Origin of the sequence: Luminiphilus syltensis NOR5-1B (assembly GCF_000158175.1) — a bacterium.
In the GTDB taxonomy this organism is placed as follows: Bacteria; Pseudomonadota; Gammaproteobacteria; order Pseudomonadales; family Halieaceae; genus Luminiphilus; species Luminiphilus syltensis.
In genome coordinates, this window is the sequence record NZ_DS999411.1 from 2,994,642 (window position 1) to 3,015,223 (window position 20,582).

The 20,582-nt window shown below is 55.8% G+C and carries 17 protein-coding genes and 1 tRNA gene; 4 read left to right on the top strand and 14 right to left on the bottom strand.

What is annotated here, in order from left to right:
• The first annotated feature begins 451 nt into the window (after positions 1–451).
• Complete coding sequence (locus NOR51B_RS13625; protein WP_009020723.1) at positions 452–2,353, top strand: flavin monoamine oxidase family protein; 1,902 nt, start codon at positions 452–454, stop codon at positions 2,351–2,353.
• A 183-nt stretch (positions 2,354–2,536) separates the two neighbouring features.
• On the opposite strand, the gene NOR51B_RS13630 is transcribed toward NOR51B_RS13625, so the two are convergent.
• A complete protein-coding gene (locus NOR51B_RS13630; RefSeq protein ID WP_040482152.1) occupies positions 2,537–2,938 on the bottom strand; it encodes a secondary thiamine-phosphate synthase enzyme YjbQ in 402 nt (133 codons plus the stop codon).
• Positions 2,939–3,424: 486 nt separating this feature from the next.
• Here NOR51B_RS13630 and NOR51B_RS13635 point away from each other — a divergent pair, with 486 nt between their 5' ends.
• A complete protein-coding gene (locus tag NOR51B_RS13635) occupies positions 3,425–4,723 on the top strand; it encodes a VOC family protein (RefSeq protein ID WP_009019337.1) in 1,299 nt (432 codons plus the stop codon).
• Positions 4,724–5,054: 331 nt separating this feature from the next.
• Here NOR51B_RS13635 and NOR51B_RS13640 read toward each other — a convergent pair.
• The 6 genes from NOR51B_RS13640 to NOR51B_RS13665 all read right to left on the bottom strand — a co-directional run bounded on the left by NOR51B_RS13640 (position 5,055) and on the right by NOR51B_RS13665 (position 12,665).
• Positions 5,055–5,131: transfer RNA gene (locus NOR51B_RS13640), tRNA-Arg, on the bottom strand.
• A gap of 274 nt (positions 5,132–5,405) precedes the next feature.
• Complete coding sequence (locus NOR51B_RS13645) at positions 5,406–6,287, bottom strand: HpcH/HpaI aldolase/citrate lyase family protein (RefSeq protein WP_040482153.1); 882 nt, start codon at positions 6,285–6,287, stop codon at positions 5,406–5,408.
• 62 nt (positions 6,288–6,349) lie between these two features.
• Positions 6,350–6,766 carry a TetR/AcrR family transcriptional regulator gene (locus NOR51B_RS15075; RefSeq protein WP_009020446.1) on the bottom strand — a complete coding sequence of 139 codons (417 nt, stop codon included), beginning with the start codon at positions 6,764–6,766 and terminating at the stop codon, positions 6,350–6,352.
• A gap of 385 nt (positions 6,767–7,151) precedes the next feature.
• A complete protein-coding gene (locus tag NOR51B_RS13655) occupies positions 7,152–8,267 on the bottom strand; it encodes a class II histone deacetylase (protein ID WP_009020091.1) in 1,116 nt (371 codons plus the stop codon).
• Positions 8,268–8,413: 146 nt separating this feature from the next.
• Positions 8,414–10,159 carry an amidohydrolase gene (locus NOR51B_RS13660; protein ID WP_195891506.1) on the bottom strand — a complete coding sequence of 582 codons (1,746 nt, stop codon included), beginning with the start codon at positions 10,157–10,159 and terminating at the stop codon, positions 8,414–8,416.
• A gap of 55 nt (positions 10,160–10,214) precedes the next feature.
• A complete protein-coding gene (locus tag NOR51B_RS13665) occupies positions 10,215–12,665 on the bottom strand; it encodes a TonB-dependent receptor (protein ID WP_009018914.1) in 2,451 nt (816 codons plus the stop codon).
• Between the two features lie 236 nt (positions 12,666–12,901).
• On the opposite strand from NOR51B_RS13665, the gene NOR51B_RS13670 reads away from it, so the two are divergent.
• Entirely contained in the window at positions 12,902–14,356 is a 1,455-nt protein-coding gene (locus NOR51B_RS13670; RefSeq protein ID WP_230198476.1) for an amidase, read from the top strand.
• Positions 14,357–14,358: 2 nt separating this feature from the next.
• Complete coding sequence (locus NOR51B_RS13675) at positions 14,359–15,681, top strand: TIGR00366 family protein (RefSeq protein WP_009021483.1); 1,323 nt, start codon at positions 14,359–14,361, stop codon at positions 15,679–15,681.
• On the opposite strand, the gene NOR51B_RS13680 is transcribed toward NOR51B_RS13675, so the two are convergent.
• Genes NOR51B_RS13680 through NOR51B_RS13710 form a run of 7 tightly spaced genes read right to left on the bottom strand, consistent with a single transcriptional unit; the run spans position 15,647 to position 20,561 of the window.
• Positions 15,647–16,711 (bottom strand): AraC family transcriptional regulator, encoded by a 1,065-nt coding sequence (locus NOR51B_RS13680; protein WP_009019355.1) that lies wholly within the window; start codon positions 16,709–16,711, stop codon positions 15,647–15,649. The two genes, NOR51B_RS13675 and NOR51B_RS13680, sit on opposite strands and share 35 nt — an antisense overlap.
• Before the next feature lie 12 nt (positions 16,712–16,723).
• Positions 16,724–17,293, bottom strand: a complete 570-nt coding sequence (locus tag NOR51B_RS13685) for a c-type cytochrome (RefSeq protein ID WP_040482154.1) — start codon at positions 17,291–17,293, stop codon at positions 16,724–16,726.
• Positions 17,294–17,298: 5 nt separating this feature from the next.
• The gene (locus NOR51B_RS13690; protein WP_050759495.1) at positions 17,299–17,733 is read right to left on the bottom strand and encodes a c-type cytochrome; all 435 of its coding nucleotides are present in this window, start codon (positions 17,731–17,733) and stop codon (positions 17,299–17,301) included.
• 9 nt (positions 17,734–17,742) lie between these two features.
• Positions 17,743–18,261: a methylamine dehydrogenase light chain gene (locus tag NOR51B_RS13695; protein ID WP_009021514.1), complete on the bottom strand. Its 519-nt coding sequence runs from the start codon at positions 18,259–18,261 to the stop codon at positions 17,743–17,745.
• Between the two features lies 1 nt (position 18,262).
• On the bottom strand, positions 18,263–18,871 hold the full coding sequence (locus NOR51B_RS13700) for a redoxin family protein (RefSeq protein ID WP_009019137.1): 609 nt from the start codon (positions 18,869–18,871) through the stop codon (positions 18,263–18,265).
• Entirely contained in the window at positions 18,871–19,392 is a 522-nt protein-coding gene (locus NOR51B_RS13705; protein WP_081443982.1) for a MauE/DoxX family redox-associated membrane protein, read from the bottom strand. The genes NOR51B_RS13700 and NOR51B_RS13705 overlap by 1 nt, the downstream gene beginning before the upstream one ends.
• On the bottom strand, positions 19,392–20,561 hold the full coding sequence (locus NOR51B_RS13710; protein WP_230198511.1) for an amine dehydrogenase large subunit: 1,170 nt from the start codon (positions 20,559–20,561) through the stop codon (positions 19,392–19,394). The genes NOR51B_RS13705 and NOR51B_RS13710 overlap by 1 nt, the downstream gene beginning before the upstream one ends.
• Between the last annotated feature and the right edge of the window lie 21 nt (positions 20,562–20,582).

Below are 20,582 nucleotides of genomic sequence, written 5' to 3' on the forward strand. Positions count from 1 at the left end.
GCGCAGATGGCTACGCGTCTTTTATTGTTTAAAACAGTCGACCAGCGCAAGAATGCCTCATGTGACTCACAATCTTTACCACCACGGCGGGCGTCACTGACTGACATACCGCACACCCGTTCGGGAAAAATAGCCGAAATGGCGCTGCGCAAAATGATCGCTGGCACACCTCATGGCAATCGAGATGCCCTGAGCAATACTGAGATTCTGCAGCAATTTGACGGAGTTTAGGTAACACGAAAATTGGCTTTTCTAGTGGCCGCGGACAGCGATCGCCATCGCCCGAAAATGCCAAAGTTATCGCGGTACAAAGCAGCATCCTGGGATCTCACTGGAATCTGACCCCAACCCAGAGTGCATCCCTATAGGGATCGATTGAAAACCACGGTTAATACCTGTTAAGTGATGCATTCCTTCATAAAAGCAGCACCGCAACGAGGTTGCGACGCCAATGGGTAAGAAATCATTGTCCGGAATAACGCGCAGAGACATTCTCCATGGTCTGGGCGCACTTGGAGCAACCGCACTGGTGCCGGGCAAGGCGCTGGCAGATGCGGTGCTTGCCATGGAAACCAGCGGTGCATCAGGCTATCCCCCGTTGCGGACGGGTTTGCGCGGCAACCATGTCGGCTCGTTCGAAGTTGCGCACTCACTGGCTCGCCATGGACAAACGGACTGGAGCCCGGTCCAGTCGCTCGATACCATTGAATACGACCTCGTTGTAGTCGGCGCAGGCATTAGCGGCCTGGCGGCCGCCTATTTCTTCCAGCAAAAAAATCCAAATGCCCGCGTACTGTTATTGGATAATCACGACGATTTTGGCGGTCATGCCAAACGCAATGAATTCGACGTGGGGAAGCAAAAAATTATTGGTTACGGCGGTAGCCAGACAATGGAAAACCCTTCCAGCTACCCCAGGGTCACCCAAGCCCTGCTCGAGGAGCTTGGCGTCAACCTCAATGCCTTCGACACGGCCTACGACCAAAACTTTTACAAACGACACGGATTGACCGGTGGCACATTTTTCAATCAGGAAGCCTGGGGAGAAAATCGCCTGATACCCGTCGATGTGGCTAACTTGTCCTACTACTTACCGCTGGCAGATTCACCGATCAGCATTGAAGCCGCGGTCGGGCGCATGCCGATGTCCGACGCCGCCAAAGCACAAATGCGCCACCTGCTGACTACCGATACCGATCAGTTAGCCGATATACCCGCAGACAAAAAAATAGACTACCTGTACTCGATGACTTATCTCGATTTCGTTGCCAAACACCTCGGCGTGACGGAACCTGAGGTCATCGCTGCCCTGCAGGGTCTCATCACAGAGTCCGGGGTGGGCATTGAGTCCACCAGTGCCGGCGATGCAATAATGTACTCGGGCTTACCCGGCGCCAACGCCTGCGGGCTACCTGAGTATGATGGCGACCCTTACATCCACCACTTTCCCGATGGCAATGCCAGTATAGCCCGTGCTTTGGTGCAACGGCTTATACCCGAGGTATCGTCTGCGCCCACGCTGGAAGCATTATTGACCCAGCCGTTCGACTATAGCGCTCTGGACAAAGCCGATGCCAAAGTGCAGCTGCGGCTCAGTAGTACCGTGGTTAATGTCGCGCATAGGGGCAAGTCAGAAAAAGGTAACGGCGTCAGCGTGACCTACGTAAAATATGGGCAGGCCTTCAATGTCAAAGCCCGCGCCACAATATTGGCGTGTTACAACACCATTATTCCGGCGTTGTGCCCCGAGTTACCCGAGAAGCAACGCGAGGCGCTTTCCCTGCAAGTGAAGTCGCCGATTTTATATACCAGTGTTGCGTTGACCAATTGGCGAGCCTGGGCAGAATTGGGCATTGGTGGGGCCAGGTGCCCGGGCAGCTATCACAACACCGCGATACTGGATTTTCCAGTGAGTTTGGGCAGCTACCAGTTTAGTGACAACCCGGACCAACCCATAATGGTGCATATGGAGCGCTTCCCCCATCCTATCAACCGCGACTTGGACAAACGCGGAAAACTTCGCTGGGGCCGTCACCAGTTGCTGTCCACACCCTATGAAACGATAGAGCGCAACGTAGTACAGCAACTCTCGGGAATGCTGGGGGATGGTGGCTTCGACCCCGAGAAGGACATTAGCGCGATCACCGTTAACCGCTGGGCCCATGGTTATAGCTATGACTACGACTTTCTTGAGGAGCCTTACTACGACGACTGGAACGATCCACGCTATCCTCATGTGCGCGGACGCCAGACTTTCGGCAGCATTGCCATTGCCAATTCCGATGCGCGAGGCTCTGCCTACCTCGATGCGGCAATCGGCCAGGCTCATCGCGCGGTAGAAGCACTGAGTTAAGGCAAGCAGGCCTGATGAAAGCGGCCATACAGGGGCTAGTAGCGCTTCCACCAGTGTGATTTCGGCACCGTCTCTTCAGCCAATGAACCGGGACGTGCGCCAGTTCCGGCTATTCCGATATTTAATGAGCGGCCAGCAGTAAAACGCGGGCATCGCCACCTCTTGCCACCACATCGCCACCGTTCATAAATGCACCACCACCTCACGCTGCCCGCAATAATGCCGGTGCTCCCAGAGGTAAATTCCCTGCCAGGTACCCAGCATAAGCGCTCCGTCCCGAAAGGGAATACTCAGTTGTGTGGCGGTAAGCGCCGACTTGATATGGGCGGGCATATCATCGGCACCTTCAAGGGTATGGGTGTATAGCGGGTCGTTCTCTGGTACCAGACGATTCATCCAGTTCTCCAGATCAACCCGGGCACTGTCATCGTAGTTTTCCTGAATCAACAAACTGGCTGAGGTATGGCGGATAAACAGGGTACACAGCCCTTCCTGCTGTTCGCAGCGTTTCACGACGGAGTGGACAGCGGGGGTAAACGGGTGAAGTCCCTGTCTGTCCACATCAATACGTAAGAGCTCTATCACTAGCTAGCGGACCTTCATTTCAGATGATGAGTAGGGAATGTATCGGAATAAAAAGCACGCGGCCAATGCCCATCCGAGGGCGTGACCGGCACGATCCAGTCGACGGGTCGAATCACGGCATCCACTATTGAAAGCCCTATTCCGAACGCACCATGCTCGGCGCGACGCGTAAGCGCTTTCCGTCTAAAGTACGGGGCTGGCCTTGGAATCATGGCACGCCGCGTTGTCGGCATTTCCTGCTCGCAACGCCATATGGGACCACTCGCGATGAGGGCCACAATAGCCGAGGCGTGTTATGTTATACCCCGATTTTCTGCAACACGCAGGGTAACGCGCTACTTCTTAAGCATAGATGACGCGCAGCAGCTTGAGGTATAACCGTCGCCCTTGTCTTTCACCAACTGGCCAAAAGCGCCCGGGATATCGACAATGAATAAGAGAAATAAACGTACATACCCACACATTAAAAAACTAGGGATAGCTGTCATGGCGTTATTTTCAGGGGTTGTGTCACTGGCAGGCACCGCCGTGGCCAATGAAGCCAACCTAACCCGTTTCGGACCCGAGACCTACGAGTTGGTCCGCGGAGAACCCCAGACACGGGTCGCCCATTTCAAAGCCATCGATGGCCCTGCCAAACTGATTCTTCAGGACAATGGCATCGACTACGCAAAGATCAGTGTCAACGGTATCGAGGTTGCCGGTCCCGAGAGTTTCACCGGCGAGGGCGAAAGGGTTGTGCCGCTAACGCTGGCGAAAGACAACTCCATCGAGATTAAAGTGCCTGGAAAACCTGAAGGTTCGCTGGGCGTGCGCATTACCCAGCACACGGTGGCCGACGATATTGGCATCGTGCAGCAGGGCTACTTTGGACTCAACACCACCGATATCGAACGTCAGCGGGAGCTCTATAAAACCCTTGGGTTTATCGGTGAGATTTATCCCGCCGGGCCGGAGACGAGTACGACATTCGCCCGTTCGCTGGGCTTCCTCGATGACTACCTGATCCACGTGTCGCTGCACAGCCTGAAGAACCCTCCAGAGGTGCCCTTTGTCGACACGGTGCAGTTTCGTGGCGATTCGTTTCGTGAGGAACCTCCCTATGAAAAGCTAAACCACCTCGGTATGGCCTACGCCACCTATTCGACCACCGACCTTGATGGCGATTACGAATACCTGAAGTCCCAGGGGCTGGATTTTTTATCAGCACCCACCGAAGCGCCCAACGGAGAACGGTTTGTGTTCTTTAGGGACGAGGATGGTATCTTCATCAAATTCATTCACACTGACGAAGGGCCGGAACCGACTCCTGGGCCCAACCTGGTGGAGCTGGTCAACACCAACATGAACGTGTCGGACCTCGAGCGATCAGTAGCGTTCTATAAACTGCTAGGCTTCACGGAATCGGCGCCCGCATCTCAAGCGGGAGGCGGTGAATTCGCCGCTGCCCACGGGTTTGATGAGCCGATTGCCTTTGAGGGGGTAGACCTCAGCCTCCCGGGGGACACCAACCGTGCCACCCTGCAATTGCGCCAGTGGACAACGCCCTACGATGGCAGCCCACCCTACCCGGCTCCGGTCAATCACCTGGGTATTGATCGCATCAATTTTTATGTTGAAGACCTCACCCGGGCCATCAAGATCATGCAGGATCTTGGCTTTGAGCAATTGGGCCCCATCGGCGGTATGCCCGAAATCGCCATCGTTTTCTTCTATGACCCGGATGGCATTAAGGTTCAGATCGCCGGGCCACAGAAGGGACTTCTCAAAGACGAGGAAGAATAAGCCGGGCGTCACCGAGAACGCGATGTAATAATGGGGCAGTGAGTAGTATCAGCCTTATCATGTGCTGACGACTCATTGACCGACATCACACTGCACAAAGAACGAAGCCCCGCCTTAGTGTGGGGCTTTTTTATGGTTCATCGCAGCTTTCAGGGACCGACACGATGGACTCAAATAGCCTAAGGACTGTTTTCGCCCTTCGGGCGGCGTCGCTGCGCTCCGCCGTCCAAACTGCTCCTAGTCGTCGCAGTTTGTCGAACGGGCACGCTGACTCGGCTGAACAAACCCCCAAATAAAAAAACCCACCGCCTGGTGGGTTTTTTTATTTGGATGGCGCGCCCGGCACGATTCGAACGTGCGACCCCCTGATTCGTAGTCAGGTACTCTATCCAGCTGAGCTACGGGCGCGAGGTGCGGGATTATAGGGAGGTAAGGCACGCTATTCAAGTCCGTCCGACTCATCCCTCACGTCGATGTACCGGATGTCGCCGGTGAAATGGGGTTTGAATCAAAGACCTGGGGCACTCGAGTGTCATGGCTGTGCAGGGCCTAGCCTTCTCGAGTTTAGCGACTAGTTCCAACTGCCTGGGCGCAACACGTGGATCGACACGCGATTAAATGCCGCCGATCGATCGTAACGCGGCAAGATCACCCGTCCGATTGATGAATAGCGAGAGCAAGACTAGGAACGGTCGGCAATGGCCTCTGCAATGGCGAGGGTATAGCGCGCCTGCTCGAGATGCAGGCGCTCGGTCATGCGGCCGTTTACCGTAATCACACCCTTGCCCTGATTCGTCGGGGCATTAAAAGCATCGACGATGGCCTGCGCGTCGTCGATGTCCACAGCGCTTGGAGAAAACACTCGATTGGCAACGTCGAGCTGGCTGGGATGAATCAGTGTCTTGCCATCGAAACCCAATGCACGGCCCTGATGGCATTCTACGGCCAAACCCTCTGGCTGCTTGATGTCATTGAACACACCATCAATAGCCGACAATCCATAAGCTCGCGCCGCCATAACCACCTGCGACAGCGCCGGTAGAAAAACCGCGCGCTCAGCGTCGGGTTGTGCACGCAGATCTTTGGCGAGGTCGTTGGTACCGACTACAAGCGCGTCAAGCTGGGTGTCACCAGCCGCCCGAGCAATAGATTGCAGGTTTAGCACCGCCAACGGGGTTTCGATCATTATCCATATCGTCGTATCACTCGAGCCCGCGCTATTGAGCGCCGATTGAACCGCGTGAACCTCTTCGGGGGTGGATACTTTCGGAACAAGAACCGCCGAGGGGGAATCAGCCATAATAGCCTGGAGGTCGTCAGCACCCCACTCACTGGAGAGGGCATTGATACGAACAACGATTTCACGGGTACCGTAATCCGTAGTGGCGATGGCGCTGGAGACTCTGGCCCTCGCGTCCGCCTTTTCATCAGGTGCAACCGCGTCCTCGAGGTCAAAAATCAGTACATCCGCGGGTAGTGATGCCGCCTTATCGAGCGCACGCACATTCGACCCCGGCATATAAAGACAGGATCGTCGGGGCTTAAAAGCAGATGAAGTCGTCATGGTGTCAGCGCCACCGCAAGCGCAGGTTTGCACTGTGTGGTGGCACGATTAAACCAACAGCGTTAGCTCGCGAGTTGCTGAACCCAGGTCGACTGACCGCTGCGCTGGGTGAGCGCGCGGAGATCGCGAATACCCATAGGGGACAGCTGACGGGAGTAGAAATCGCGGAAATAGTTGCGTCCGAAGGTCTCGTCTAGCCGCGCGAGATCCTCATGCAACGCCGCCATTTTGGGGGTGTCGGTAACGGAGAGCGTTCCACCCTGGAGGGCTTGTTCAATTCGCTCCTCATAGATAGAGCCGATAATGCTCTCGAGACAGGTGAAATACTGATAGATCGAACCCATGGCCACGCCGGCCTCTTCGGAGATCGTTTTCACCGCAACCCTACCGGATTTGCAGCGTTCGAAAACCATTTGACAGGCTTGCTGTACCGACATCACGGTCATGCGCGATCGCGACTGGGTGGGTTTCTTTTTCATTCGAGGTGGACGCTGTGTAACCGATAGTGGCTGTACGCTATTAGAGATCTTCTCGTGCATTGTTTTCCTCCGGCAGATAAGCAGTGGTAAAACTTTCCCCTCGTCGGGATGCCAATAAGCTACCACCTAAATTCCAAAAATACAATCTACCTTGTTTGTTTGTTTTCACAGGGCATGGAGAAGACGAAGATTGCCCACCAATAAACCCCAATGATTCGGGGGCTTACTGGTATACGTACGGGGCCCAAACAACGTCGGACCATCGTAGATAAAAAAACAGTCCAGGAGGTTTGCCGGACTCCGATGCTTCACGCAACAATGGGGTCTCTGGGTGCAAGGACCGAGGTACGAGGGCCAGGATGCGCGCCCCTCGGCGGAACGCCTGTTAGGGAATCAGCACATCCAAACTGGTTTTCGCCGCATCGATCGCCACCTGCTGATGGGGTTGCAGAGACTGACCCCCGAGGCCCGCGTGCAACGGCAAAAACGGATCTTCTGTGCTTGTCCTGATACCCGAGAGAGTCTCCATCACCGCAAGCCCAAAAAACGGCACCGTCCAGCTGTTATAGCCACCCTCGTGGGTCATTAACAGACGTCCACCACAATGCCGGTCCGCCGCCGCCAGTAACAGACTGGTCAGATTTCGATAGCTGTCGCTGGTCATCTGCATGCGTCCAAGAGGATCGTAGGCGCCGGCGTCAAAGCCTGAGGGGACAATAATCACTTCGGGTTGGTAGGCATCGAGGGCGGGGATCACCACCTGTTCGAAGGCAGCTTCGTACGCACCCACACCGGACCCGGGCGGCAAGGGAATGTTGACATTGTAGCCCTCCCCGGCAGACTCTCCCCGCTCGTGGACATGCCCCGAATCAGGAGGAAAGCAGTTGTCCTGATGGATAGAAATAGTCAGGGCGCGAGGGTCATCGTAGAACGCACTTTGTGTACCGTTGCCGTGATGGACATCCCAGTCGACGAAGGCAATACGCTGCAAACCATGATCTTCAAGGGCTGAGAATCCGGCAATAGCGGCATTACCAAACAGGCAAAATCCCATTCCAGCATCGGCTACTGCATGGTGACCGGGCGGCCTAACCAGAGCGTAGGCGTTATCCACATCACCGCTAAGCACCGCCTCGAGAGCGACCAGACAACCGCCCGCCGATAGCATTGCGATTTCAAAGCTGCCCGCCCCCATCGGAGTGAGTATGCCGGCGTCGCCACCACCACTGGCGCTGACCGTTTTGACGCGCTCAAGATGCTCTGGCGTGTGAAACCGCAGAATCTCCTCATCCCGCGCCATGCGCGGCCGCAGCGCCGTCATGTGCTGGTCCATACCCGAAACTTCCATCAAGTTTCTGAATCGGCGCTTGGTCTCGGGATTCTCTGCGTGAGTGTCAGGCTGGATCGGATTGCCATAAGGCAGTGGTCCGGCGTAGTTACCCGTGTTGTGCCACATGTACAGTTCGTGACAGACAAAGCCAGTTTTTCGTGTTGCCGCCATGGGCTACCTCCATTGTCGAGCGGCGCCCATAGCGGTAACTAACGCCGTAATCATTTCAGTCTGCATGAAAAAAACGCCCGCAAAGCCATCCGCGGGCGGATTTGCCATGGCGTGCATTGCTGTCTAAAGCATTCCCGCGCGGTGCATCAGTCTTGAGCTGAGGTTACCCGTTCACCGCGGAACCAGGTCTGCTCGGGAACAATATCCGAAACCGCCTCGATATCGCTACGATGCGGATCAATGGGCAATACGATGAAGTCAGCTGATTTTCCGACCGCTAGTGATCCGGCGACCGCTGAGAGCCCCATTACTTCCGCGGCCTCGCTGGTCCATAAGGTCAGCGCGTCGTCGAGGCTAATCGCCTGCTCCGCCCAAAACGTTTCGTCACTGGCGTTGTTGTAGTGCTTTCTCGTTACCAATGATTCGATCGCAGGCCAGGGATTGATATCGATAGCAGCCGAGGGCCAATCGGACCCTGCAACAAGGGTTGCCCCAGCAGCCAGCAGATCTTTTGTTGGCCAATATTTGGAGCCTCTAGGCTCTCCCACCGCCTGAATCACCGAATTTATAATGGGTCGCGGATACCAGAGGTAGGGAGAAAAGTCTGCGGCAGCACCCAGCGATTTGAATCGCGGAATATCGGCGTCACTCACATAGCCCGCATGGGCCAGCGTTACCGCGTGGCCAGGACCATTCGCTTTGCGGGCGCCCTCTATAGCATCGAGGGCAAGGCGCACGGACCCATCACCAGCGGTGTGAATCTTGATACGAAAATCAGCGGCGTCGAAGGCACTCACAGAATCGAACAGTGAGTCTGTCGGGATCATTTGGGTGCCGTGACCGCCGTTAGAATGATTCGCGTCCGTCGTGTAGGCCTCAATCATCATGGCCGTTCGCGATGCCGTGGGCACGCCGTCGAGGAAAAACTTGATCGCCCGAGCATCGATGTTGGGAGATTGATACTCCTCCGCACGGGCGATGTAGTCGGATACAGGCAACTCAGAACCTGCAGGAACTTCAAGACTAAAACTCTGTTGATAGAGCAAAGCGCGAACCGTTAATAAGCCCTTCTGATCCGCATCGGCATAGGCGTCCAGTTCGGGTACGTCCGTGCGCGCTTCAGCGAACGCGGTAAGACCAAAACGATTGGCGATTTCGGAGACAGCGGCGATCGCGGCGACCGTCTGCTCATGGGAGTACGGCGGAATATTGCTCTCAACGAGCTTCGACGCGTATTCGAGGAGAATTCCATTGGGCACACCCGCGGCGTCCCGAACAATTTCTCCGCCCTCTGGGTCCTCGGCATCGGCGCCCGCAATGCCCGACAGCTGCAGCGCTTTGGTGTTCGCCCAGGAGTGGTGTCCGGAATCATCAGACAGCACTACCGGGTGGCCGTGGGAAACCGCATCGAGAAATTCGCGGGGCGATGAGATGTCGTTGTCGACAAAGAAATTGCTGTCCCACTGACCGCCGACAATCCACTCAGGTGCCGAATCATCGGCACTGCATTCACCTATGGTTTTTGCCAGCTCTTCAGGGGTGGCGCTGAACGGAAAATTGCACTCGTAGAGCAGCTTGCGCCCGCCCCAGACCGGATGCGAATGGGCATCCAGGAGACCGGGGAACACTGTCGCCCCGCCCAAATCGACGACCGCGGTATCCTCAGTCGCCAAAGCCGAGATAGTGGCGACATCGCCAATGGCCGAAATCTTCGATTCGGTGATCGCAAACCCTTCAGCCACAGAGCCGCTGCTGGCATCGGGGTACACGGTGGCGTTGATCACAATAGTATCGGGGCCGCTGGCCACAACACTATCGCCCTCGCAAGCCGAAATCGACAGCAGGGGCACTAACATTACCCCCGCTTTCGCTAGCGTTAACCGTTTCTTCAAGTGCATTCTCCAGAGCAAAAAACAGGGGCAACCAACATCTTTACGCTACTACCGATTACTCACCCATCACGTAATTGACCGTGAGGCCGTAGGTGCGAGGCATACCGTAGCTGCGAACAAACGGACCATTACCGCCCGTGTATGCGGAGGGGAAATAATCTTCATCGGTCAGATTCTTGACCCATGCCATGACCCGCCAGTCACCGTCAGCAGCGCCAATACCGACACGCGCATTGAACAAGGCGTAATCATCGGTGGCATCCTCGGGCCGGGGACCTCCAGTGGTCTCATCGGTGAAACTCACGTCGGCACCAACATCCATCATCAAGTCACTGCCAATCGCGAATTCATAGCGGGCGAATGCGGTATAGGAAAACTCCGGCGTCATGGCCAGCTCCTGGCCCGACGCATCGACGAAATTGATGTTGTCAGGCCAGGAACTGGTCTCTCGATCGACTGCCTGCCACTTTTTCACTTCCGAGTCGAGATAGGCCATGTTGGCCGCCAGAGTCAGGCCGGAAACCGGCTGCCAGGTAATGTCCAGCTCAGCACCGGTAATCTCGGACTCATCCACATTGGTCAAACCGCCGATGTTACCGACAAAGGTGACCGCGGCGTCCTGCTCCTGCTTATCCTTGTAGTCGTAGTAGAAGAGGGCCGCATTCAGTTGCATCGTGCCGTCGAGCAGGGTCGATTTGGTGCCCACTTCGTACGCGGTCAACACTTCTTCGTCATAGGGAATCAGCTGGGTGGTCGTATTGGAGTTGGCGCCGTTGAAACCACCGGACTTAAAGCCATTGGAAATAGATGCATAGAACAGTGTTTCAGGGGTCGGCGTCCAATCAAGGCCGATCTTTCCTGTGGCACGTCCCGTATCGACAGTATCGGTATAAGGCTGGAAAGCCAGGTTGATGTCCGGGGTGCCGACGACTGCAAAGAAGTTTGTCGGCGATGTCGGAATATCATCGATGGTTCCGCAATCACCCGCCTGCAGCGAGGCACCAAAAGCACCGTTCAGGAACGCGGCGAGAGAACCGTCATCAGAAACATAGGTGCAACCCGTCCAGTCACGCTCTTCCTTGGTGTAGCGAAGGCCACCGACCAGCGTCAGGGTATCGGTCAGCCGGTACTCGACGTGCCCGAATGCAGCCATCGACGTGGTTTCCTGCTCGTAAATGGTATCCAGCTGCAGAATCGGCCAGATGGAGAACGGTGCGGCACCAAATTCGACGCCACCCAGACCAAATACTGAATCGGACATAAAGTAATTATAGGTCTCATCCATCTCGTCTTTGGAGTAATACACGCCTGCGACCCAATACAGGGAGTCAGTGGAGCCCGTCAGGCGAATCTCCTGACTGAACACGTCAAGATCGGTAGTGTTGATATTGCTGGAATCGTTGTAGAAGCCACCATCCCAATCGTTGGCTTCCTCACGCTCAAAGTTGGAGTAGCCCGTAATCGAGGTCAGTGTCATGCCCTCGAGGTCCCAATCAAGACGCGCCGACAGGTTCACGGTTTGGTTATCTCGCTCAGGGCGAAGATCGAAGGTGCGACCGGTTACCGGACTGGTATAGCTATTCGTCCACCCCGCTGCTGTGGCATCGCCCGTGGAGTACCAGGGCGGTGTTGCGCCAAAATCTGAGCCGTCAGGAAGAATGTAATCCCCCAACTGACGGTAGGGGTTGTTAAAGCTGGGCAATTCTTCATCGGTACCGTCGTAAGGGGTGTTGGCTCGATTTTCTGATTGGTCATCGACATAGGCGCCGATAAGTTTGAGCGTCGCCGTGTCGCTCAGATCGAACTCAAGGGTGCCTCGCAAGGCGGTGACGTCCTGCTCGCCGAGTTCATCATTGTCGACGACGCTCTTCTGCCAACCTTCACCGCGCTGAATAGTTCTAAATGCCAGACGGCCTCGGGCATCGTCGCCCAACGGACCGGTCACATAACCTTCGATATCGGCGGTATCAAACTTACCGTAGGTGGCGTTCAACCCCGCTCCGAAGGTATCACTCGCTCCATTACTGATGAAGTTGATCTGGCCAGCGGTCGTATTTCGGCCGTAGAGATCGCCCTGGGGACCTTTGAGTATTTCCACTCGATCGGTATCAAACAGCAGGCCCCGGGTCATCACGGTATAAGGCATTGCCACTTCGTCGAAATAAATGCCGACGGTAGATGATGCCGCCGTGGAGTAATCCTGAAAGCCGACACCACGGATGGTATATAGCGGGACACCAGTTGCAGCAGTTTCGTTAACGGTCAGGCCCGGCGTATACATCGCAATCTCATCAGCCGATTGAATACCCAGCTCGCGAATTTGATCACCCGTGAACGTGTTGATAGCAATACCAATGTCATTGGCACTCTGCTCGCGCTTCTGGGCGGTAACCACCACCTCTTCAAGCTGCATCGCGTAAGCGGGTGCCACCAACGTGGCTGCCACAACCGCGGCGGCGAGCGGGTGTAAAGAAAAACGGTGCCAGCTTTCGGGATTGGATTTCATAGCAATGATCCTGATTTTTTGAGGTCTCTAGAGTTTCTGCTGTCCAATCGGTGTGGCTAATTGGTATGCTTTTGTTGTCGTAAAGATAATACGCATCTGGCGTCCAGAGTCGTTGACAAAACCGGACACCGTGTTGACAGACTCTGGCTAATTTCCCGCTGCCGGTTTTGTGGCAATGCGGCCTGATTACCCTGATATCCCCATCCATGGAAATAGCGACCGCAGGAACCAAGGCATTGAAGACAGATTCCCCTAATTCCTCGCTACTGGCTGATCCGGCCAACCCTGTACACAGAGCCGTTGATATCGTCGAGGCACTGAATGAACAGAGACTGTCAGCAGAGACACTGATGGCGCAAAGTTATGCCACCATCAACCGGTGTAACCCATCCATCAACGCTATCTGTACATTGATCGACCAGGATGCCGCGATGGCCATGGCTCGGGAAGTCGATCAACAGCGTGCGCTTGGTATGCCCCTGCCACCGCTGGCGGGCCTGCCCATTGCCATCAAAGATCTGGCGCAGACCAAGGGCCTGAGAACCACCCTGGGATCGCCCCTTTTCAGGGATAACATCCCCGACAGCGACAGCTTGATCGTGAGCCGATTGAAAGCGGCGGGGGCATTGGTCATCGGCAAAACCAACACTCCCGAAATGGGTGCGGGATCGCACACCTTCAATACAGTGTTCGGTATCACGCGTAACCCCTACAATCTTGATCGCAGCGCCGGTGGAAGCAGTGGGGGTGCCGCCGCCGCACTTCGCTGCGGGATGCTTGCCCTCGCCGATGGCAGCGATATGGGTGGATCCCTGCGAAACCCGGCCGGGTTTTGCAATGTGGTAGGACTTCGCCCCAGCATGGGTCGAGTGCCCACGTGGCCGCAGGCCACGAGCTTTTTCGCACGCATGGGTATCGAGGGGCCCATGGCACGTACCGTTGAGGACTGCACACTGCTATTGCAGCACATTGCCGGTCCGGATCCACGGGATCCGCTGTCACTGCCACAGCAACACTTTTCGCCGGACGGGTTAGCCAGTGATCCGTCGGGAGTGAAAATCGGCTTCTCCCGTAACCCCGCGGGGATTCCGGTCGAACGCCCCGTGCTGCGGATTTTTGAGGATGCCGTGGCCGACTTCGCACAACTCGGCTGCGACATGGAGGAGATCAAACTGGATCAACTCGACGGCGCGATGACCGTTTTCCGCACCTTGAGAGCCGCCGCGTACGCCACCCTGGCTGGCGATTTGTTCAAACAATTCGGGGAGCAGATGAAACCCACGCTGGCCGATAACATTAAGCAGGGGTTAGCGCTCAGTGCGGACGATATTTTCGACGCTGAAACCAATCGCTCGGTACAATTTGCAGCACTGAGTCAGTTGTTTGAAACACTCGACTTTTTGGTGTTACCGGTAGCGCAGGTGGCGCCCTTTCCGGTGGAGCAGGAGTACCCCACGGCTATCGAAGGCGAAGCCATGCAGGATTATATCGACTGGATGGCCGTGTGCTGCATGATAAGCCCCTTCGGCCTCCCCGCGGCTTCGGTACCCGCTGGATTTGACGCGGACGGGCTGCCGATGGGTGTGCAAATCGTGGGTCGCCCCGGCGATGATATGGGCGTTTTACGCCTTGCCTACGCCTTTCAGCAGCGAACCCGATATTGGCAACAACAACCCCCTGAGCTTAAATAACAATGGACCGTGTCAGACACCTACAGGAATGGATTGAGCGCCACACACCTGATCCTTTGGTATTTGCTATCTCTCTCACGGTATTTATAGGGGTTGTCGCCGTCACGACGACCTCGGTCCATCCCCTCGATTTACTCAACGGCTGGGGAGATTCGCTGCACACACTGCTGGCATTCAGTATGCAAATGGCGTTGATTATCGTCACCGCCTATGTGCTGGCGCATACCGCTCTCGTCCGACGCGGGTTGCTAAAGGTGGCAGGCCTCGCCATAACCTCGACCCGCGCCTATGTGCTTGTCATCCTCACCAGCGCGTTCTTCTCGCTGCTCGCCTGGCCGCTGGGTCTGATTGCCGGGGGATTATTGGCACGGGAAGTGGCCAGAAACGCCGTGGATATAAAACTAGCCATCCATTATCCACTGCTGGTCGCCGCGGCTTTCGGAGGTTTTGTCGTCTGGGAAATGGGTTATTCATCGTCGATCGGCCTATCGGTGGCCACACCCGGCAATCCATTGGAAGCTGATATCGGCCGGCTAATCCCGATTGGCGAAACCTTGCTCACTGACTGGAATCTGCTGACGATTCTCAGCACCTTACTGGTGGTTACCTTGACGGTACTCGTGCTGCATCGACTACTCGGCGTGCACAAGCCTGTTGTACCGGAAGGATTGACATTCACACCGGAGAACGCAGCTAAGGCCGCGCCGGTGGAAGGCAAGCGATGGCAATCAGTGTTGTTAGGCATTTTACTTGCGAGCTATGTCTTTTTCTGGTTCTGGGAGAAAGGCGCAAACCTGGATTTGAATGTGGTCAACTGGACCTTTCTTGCACTGGGCTTATTGCTGGTACGCTCGCTGCAGGATTATTCGTCGTTGTTTTCAGAGGGAGCGCGAGTCGCGGCGCCCGTGCTGCTTCAATATCCTTTTTATGCCGGTATCATGGGTATCGCCGTGCAAAGCGGACTCGCAGAATCGCTAACTGCCACGGTAATCAGCGTTGCCAGTGCGGAGTCACTCCCGGTGCTCGCCTTTTTTTCAGCGGGCCTCATCAATCTTTTCATCCCTTCGGGTGGTGCGCAATGGGCAATACAGGGACCGACATTTATTCAGGCGGCAAACATACTCGACGTCGACCGGGGGTTAATCACCATGTCGGTCGCCTACGGCGATCAATGGACCAATCTTATACAGCCGTTTTGTGCCGTTCCGCTTCTCGCCGTGAGCGGACTGCAGCTCAGGCATATTTATGGGTTTTCGATTCTGATCTGCATACTCAGTGCGTTTCCCCTGATCACCGGTCTAATGATGGGCTCGGCACTTGGCTAGTCGTTAAATGTCGTGCGCTCTCGCGATAGGCTTGTGGCGCTTCGCCAGTCCAGGCTCGAAAAGCACGACTGAAAGCGCTGAGTTCCGAGTAACCAAGTTCAAAGGCAATCTCACTCAGTGAGAAATTCGAGTTCACCAATAAATATTTGGCGCGCTGCTCCCGTGCCTGTCGCTTGGCATCGCGGAAGGTATGCCCCTCATCGGCGAGACGACGGCGCAGCGTGCGTGGCGACATTCTGAGTCGGTCTGCGATGACCGCAGCATCACTATTGAAATTGCCGGTATCCACCATAATCTCCCGACATACCGTATCAACAAATCCGTTGCCGTCACTACCGAGAGAAAAATAGGAATCGATGGCCCGGCTCAGTATGGTAAAGAGCAATTTGTTGCGGGACAAAAAGGGTTCGTCAAGATATCCCGGGTGGAATTTTATGCCGTTGGCTTTCGCCCCAAAACGAACCTGGGTTTTGAAAAACTCGGCGTGCGGGCTTGCGTCTTCGGGTGGTGGGTGGCTGAACGCCACCTCCAGCAATGGCATCGGCGTACGCGTGGCCGTAAACAGGGTCTGCACGAGGAAGGCGACGAGGTATTCGTTGATCTGTGCGACGTCCTCGGAGGAATCTTGTAACAGATTCGGGGAAAATTCAGCGGGAACCTTTTCCGGGCTAAACTCCGCGGTAATACCAGAATCAAAGTAGCGATCATATTTGGCGAGAAACCGGAGTCCTTCGCGAACATTTTCTGCCGAGAGCATGGCAATGATCAGCAGACTGCTGGACTCGTAGTGGAATGCCTTTCCCATCGACAATCCCATTACGGGATTGTTGGTTTCAGCAGATGCCCGCCGAAATAACCGGGCCACTTTGGCCACCGGAATCGGCATATCCTGATCTTCACCCCGGGGAAGGTCTACCCCGCAGGGCTCAAAGACGGAGTCGGGGTTAACACCCCGATCCATCAGGTAATCCCGAACATAAACCGCGAACCGGGACGATAAGGTGGGTGAAAAGCCGGCAGGCTGCGTCATTGCCGGAGCGGGTTAATCCTGATCGGGCGTCAGTTGGCTGTAATAGGCGGCAAGCGCGTCCATATGACTGGGCTTGAGGTCCTTCGCCACCGCCTGCATGGCCGGGTGTATTCGCTCCATGGACTTGAAGGCCGCCAATTGCGCCGCAAAGTAAGCGGCATTTTGGCCAGCAAGCACGGGCCATTCGCTCGCCACAGGATACCCCTTCATGCCATGGCACGCCTTGCAGTAACCCGCACGGTTTTGGCCCTCGCTCACTAACGATGCCTCTCCATTGGCTGCGATATGCACGGGCTGTGCCGCGTAATACTCAGCGAGCGCTGCAATATCGTCATCGGTGAGCCCACCGGCAATACCCTGCATCAAGACGTTCTTGCGGGTACCGTCACGATAGGCCTTAAGCTGCAACGCCAGATAGTCTGCGTACTGTCCCCCGAGATTGGGCCACTCGGGATTGACGCTGATACCATCCTGACCGTGACACCCAACACAGGTAGCCACTGCCGCCGGAGCCTCAGCCAAGGCGGGATTCATACCCGAAAAAGCCGCAACACACACTATCGCCTGAACTAGCCGCTTCATCACATTTACTCCTTCCGATTGGTTTGTCCGGCGAGGCTCAGAAGCTCCAGCCGATACTGTTCAATTTCTTCCAGCGGTTGCTGACGCAGTGGCCGAATTTCGCTGGCAGTAAAACGCTCGTATCCCGAATCAGGAAGACTGACACCGGCGAAGTTCTCAATAATCCAATTCAGCACCTCGGCGAGCTGCTCGTCATTGAGCTTTGACGTCGAGGACCCGGGCACACGAACCAGGTACTCCCTGCCGGGCTCGGTTACCAGAAAGCGGCCCACTAAATTTTTTAGTGGGGGTACGTGGTTTGCACCCGCACCGTCTGGCGTATGACAACCCTGACAGAACATCTGATAATTAAATTTGGCGCGCGCTTCATTGATCTCCTCGGCAGAGATCGTAGTCGGGAGCGACGCCATTAGCGCCAGTGCGAATAAACAGCATCGCATCGCTTAAGGCTACTCCTCAAACGCCACGCCAACGACCACGGCCGTCGAGCAGTGATAGGACGCACTACTGGTTCCCAGGCACCAGTTAATGTCGTTGGTCTTGTCAGGTCGATAAGGGGGTCGGTCGCCTTCATCGCGCATGCACAGGCACGCGCCACAGCCCGATTTGCCACAGCAGTCGTTGTAGGAGATGACGTAGTTTCTTCCATCCGCGGGATTGTGGCAGGTACCAATCCAGGTCACCGGCGACATTTCCGTCCCCGGCGGACAGGTATTGGCGCTGCCACCACAGCAACTGCACAAAAAGCCATCAATCGCGCAGTACCGCCAGTAATCACAGCTGGTATCGTCACCCTCTTCCACCGGCTTTGCCGGCGCCGCGTGGTTATCCGCCCGCGCCACCGGTAGCAGAGGCACCGCGGCCGCTCCCACCAGCGCGCCACCCAATTTCTTGAGCATCCCGCGTCGTGAGGATTGCTGCGCCACCTGGCGAGCCTGCTTTTCAAAAATCCGATCCAGTAGGGACATGCTATTTCACCTCCACAAAGCGCTCGCCATCGCGCTGACTCAAGTAATCCTGAATTGAGGCCACATTGCGCTCTTTGGCCTCAAACAAACTCTCAACATGTTCTCGGGAATTCACGATGCCCAGGGATGCAATTTTCCCATGCTCGTCGATAAGCACCGCATAGGGTAATTTTGATACACCGTATTGCTTCCCGATTAACTCACTCACTACATAAGGCTGAGTAATGGACTTCCTCGCACGATAGCCGGCATGATCCTGCTCATCACCATCGCTGACAAAGAGAACATCAATCCAATCCTGCTCCGCACGCGCCGCCGACAACACCGAAGGCGTCAACTCGTTACAGACCGGGCAATCCGGTGACATGAAAAACAGCAGTTGCGAACGCCCGGTTTCACCGCCAATGGCGATTTGTTCATTTTCAACCGTCAGGGCCTGCAATTGAGGTGCCGATTGACCCACCTCCACGGTGCGATTGACCATCAGTGCCCCGGCAGGTGCGACACGCTCGTAGAGCACACCGATCTGCCGTACCAGTGCGTAATTAATCACTGCCATCGCTATAAATCCAATCCACAGCGCGATGTTTGACGCCACCAATAGGTCCATTAGTACAGCCCCTGCATTCGTTGTCGGTTGGCAATCAGAAGATCGGCCGCGTGGTAGAGAATCGTCAGCAGCGCGGCAAAGGCGGCGCCGGCAATTATGGTCCCCAGATCTGCTGGCCGGGTGGGCGCCACCACTACCCCTGAAAACAGCAAGGCGACCATAAGGTTTCGCATAACGAGCTCGGGACCCATACGGGTCTCCGATGCCGGTCCTCCGCAGCCACAGCGCAGATCACGGCGACCAGCGGCTACCTGACGACCGATTGCGATCGCGTAGCCGAGCATCAACAGGGCGGCCATAGCAGCACCGAATTCCCGCGTTATCGGAATCAGCAGTAACAGTGCAATAAGACCTTCCAGCGTCGCAATCGCGTACACGAAGCCGACACCGACTGGCCGACCCAGATAGGCTGTTACCGCGGAGGTGTAACTGTCAGGTGCGGAAAACTTACCCCAGCCGGCATGCCCGAGCAGCAGTGCGCCAAACAATGTGACCGCGATGGCAATGAGATCGGTCATCATTACAGCGCGGGATACAGATACAAGGGCGTTTCCTGACCGATGTCTGACAACTTGCGAATAAAGTCACCGGTTGTTGCATCGTAGAGTTCGACCGACATGTCGACTGGGTTGGTAACCAGCATCTTCGGGTCCGGTCCGCGACTCACGGCAATACTGAGCCCCCACTCCTGCAGCGCGATACGACGCAACAACGTCTGCGTACCGGGATCAAACACCCAGACTTCGGGTCCGCCCTCGTTGTGCTTGCCATCGGTGTTCGCCGCCTCAGGGTTCATCAGCAGATACATCGCACCACTGCTGTCCTCATCAGAAATACGAATTCCTGACGCGGCCCACTCGCCTTCGATATCGCCGGCAATGGACCAGGGTTCCTGGGGCACTGCAACGTCGCCACTCAGATCAACGGGGTACAACATGCCCTTAAAGGAAGGGAAATAAGCCATGCCATCGATAATCGCCGGACGCTCGAAGATCGGTGTTTCATCAGAATCAAAAAATACATCGCTGCGGGTGCGTTCTTTGACTTCACCATCAGCGGTCAAATGCGTGGTGGTGAAACGACCGTCAGCACACACCGAGGTAAACGCCATGTCTCCCGCGGGGTAAATATGACTGCAACCGGGGGTTGGGACTTCAGAGACAATCTCGCGAGTATCGAGGTCAACCAACGTGACGGAAGTCGCAGGACTGAGATTGAAAATCGCCAGCCATTTATCGTTATTGAGAAGATGCATGACCTCACGCGCCGGCATCCCCATAAAACGCTTGCCCTGGGGCAGTATCACCTCGCCAACCGCCGAGAGGTTTTCCATATCCCAAATGCTCAACACATCGATACGCGGGCCCCGGGTTCCGCGGGAGTGAAAGGTCTCGGTGGCGTAGATTTCACCGCGACCGGGTGCCTGCATAATATTGCCCATGAGACTGACATTGAACATTCCCTTGACCTGATCACCCACGCCTTCCTGGGTCGGGTCAATGACAATGACCTTGCCGTCGGACATGTGAAAAAAGGCACCGTCCTGAATCAAAAACCAGTCGGCCGGATAGCGCGCAGGTAATGATTCAATAATCCCTACGGGCTCTACCGGTAATGGCGGTGGTACTTCGTCAGCCAGGGCGCCTACGGAAACCGCCAACGCACCGCCAACCATCAGTTTTTTGAGCATACTCACAATGTATTCCCCCTA

Coding starts and splice junctions, on each gene's coding strand:
- NOR51B_RS13705 (WP_081443982.1), bottom strand. CDS start 19,392: ATGATGACCGATCTCATTGCCATCGCGGTCACATTGTTTGGCGCACTG.
- NOR51B_RS13635 (WP_009019337.1), top strand. CDS start 3,425: ATGGCGTTATTTTCAGGGGTTGTGTCACTGGCAGGCACCGCCGTGGCC.
- NOR51B_RS13655 (WP_009020091.1), bottom strand. CDS start 8,267: ATGGCGGCAACACGAAAAACTGGCTTTGTCTGTCACGAACTGTACATG.
- NOR51B_RS15075 (WP_009020446.1), bottom strand. CDS start 6,766: ATGAAAAAGAAACCCACCCAGTCGCGATCGCGCATGACCGTGATGTCG.
- NOR51B_RS13625 (WP_009020723.1), top strand. CDS start 452: ATGGGTAAGAAATCATTGTCCGGAATAACGCGCAGAGACATTCTCCAT.
- NOR51B_RS13695 (WP_009021514.1), bottom strand. CDS start 18,261: ATGTCCCTACTGGATCGGATTTTTGAAAAGCAGGCTCGCCAGGTGGCG.
- NOR51B_RS13690 (WP_050759495.1), bottom strand. CDS start 17,733: ATGCGATGCTGTTTATTCGCACTGGCGCTAATGGCGTCGCTCCCGACT.
- NOR51B_RS13680 (WP_009019355.1), bottom strand. CDS start 16,711: ATGACGCAGCCTGCCGGCTTTTCACCCACCTTATCGTCCCGGTTCGCG.
- NOR51B_RS13645 (WP_040482153.1), bottom strand. CDS start 6,287: ATGACGACTTCATCTGCTTTTAAGCCCCGACGATCCTGTCTTTATATG.
- NOR51B_RS13710 (WP_230198511.1), bottom strand. CDS start 20,561: ATGCTCAAAAAACTGATGGTTGGCGGTGCGTTGGCGGTTTCCGTAGGC.
- NOR51B_RS13665 (WP_009018914.1), bottom strand. CDS start 12,665: ATGAAATCCAATCCCGAAAGCTGGCACCGTTTTTCTTTACACCCGCTC.
- NOR51B_RS13700 (WP_009019137.1), bottom strand. CDS start 18,871: ATGGACCTATTGGTGGCGTCAAACATCGCGCTGTGGATTGGATTTATA.
- NOR51B_RS13685 (WP_040482154.1), bottom strand. CDS start 17,293: ATGAAGCGGCTAGTTCAGGCGATAGTGTGTGTTGCGGCTTTTTCGGGT.
- NOR51B_RS13675 (WP_009021483.1), top strand. CDS start 14,359: ATGGACCGTGTCAGACACCTACAGGAATGGATTGAGCGCCACACACCT.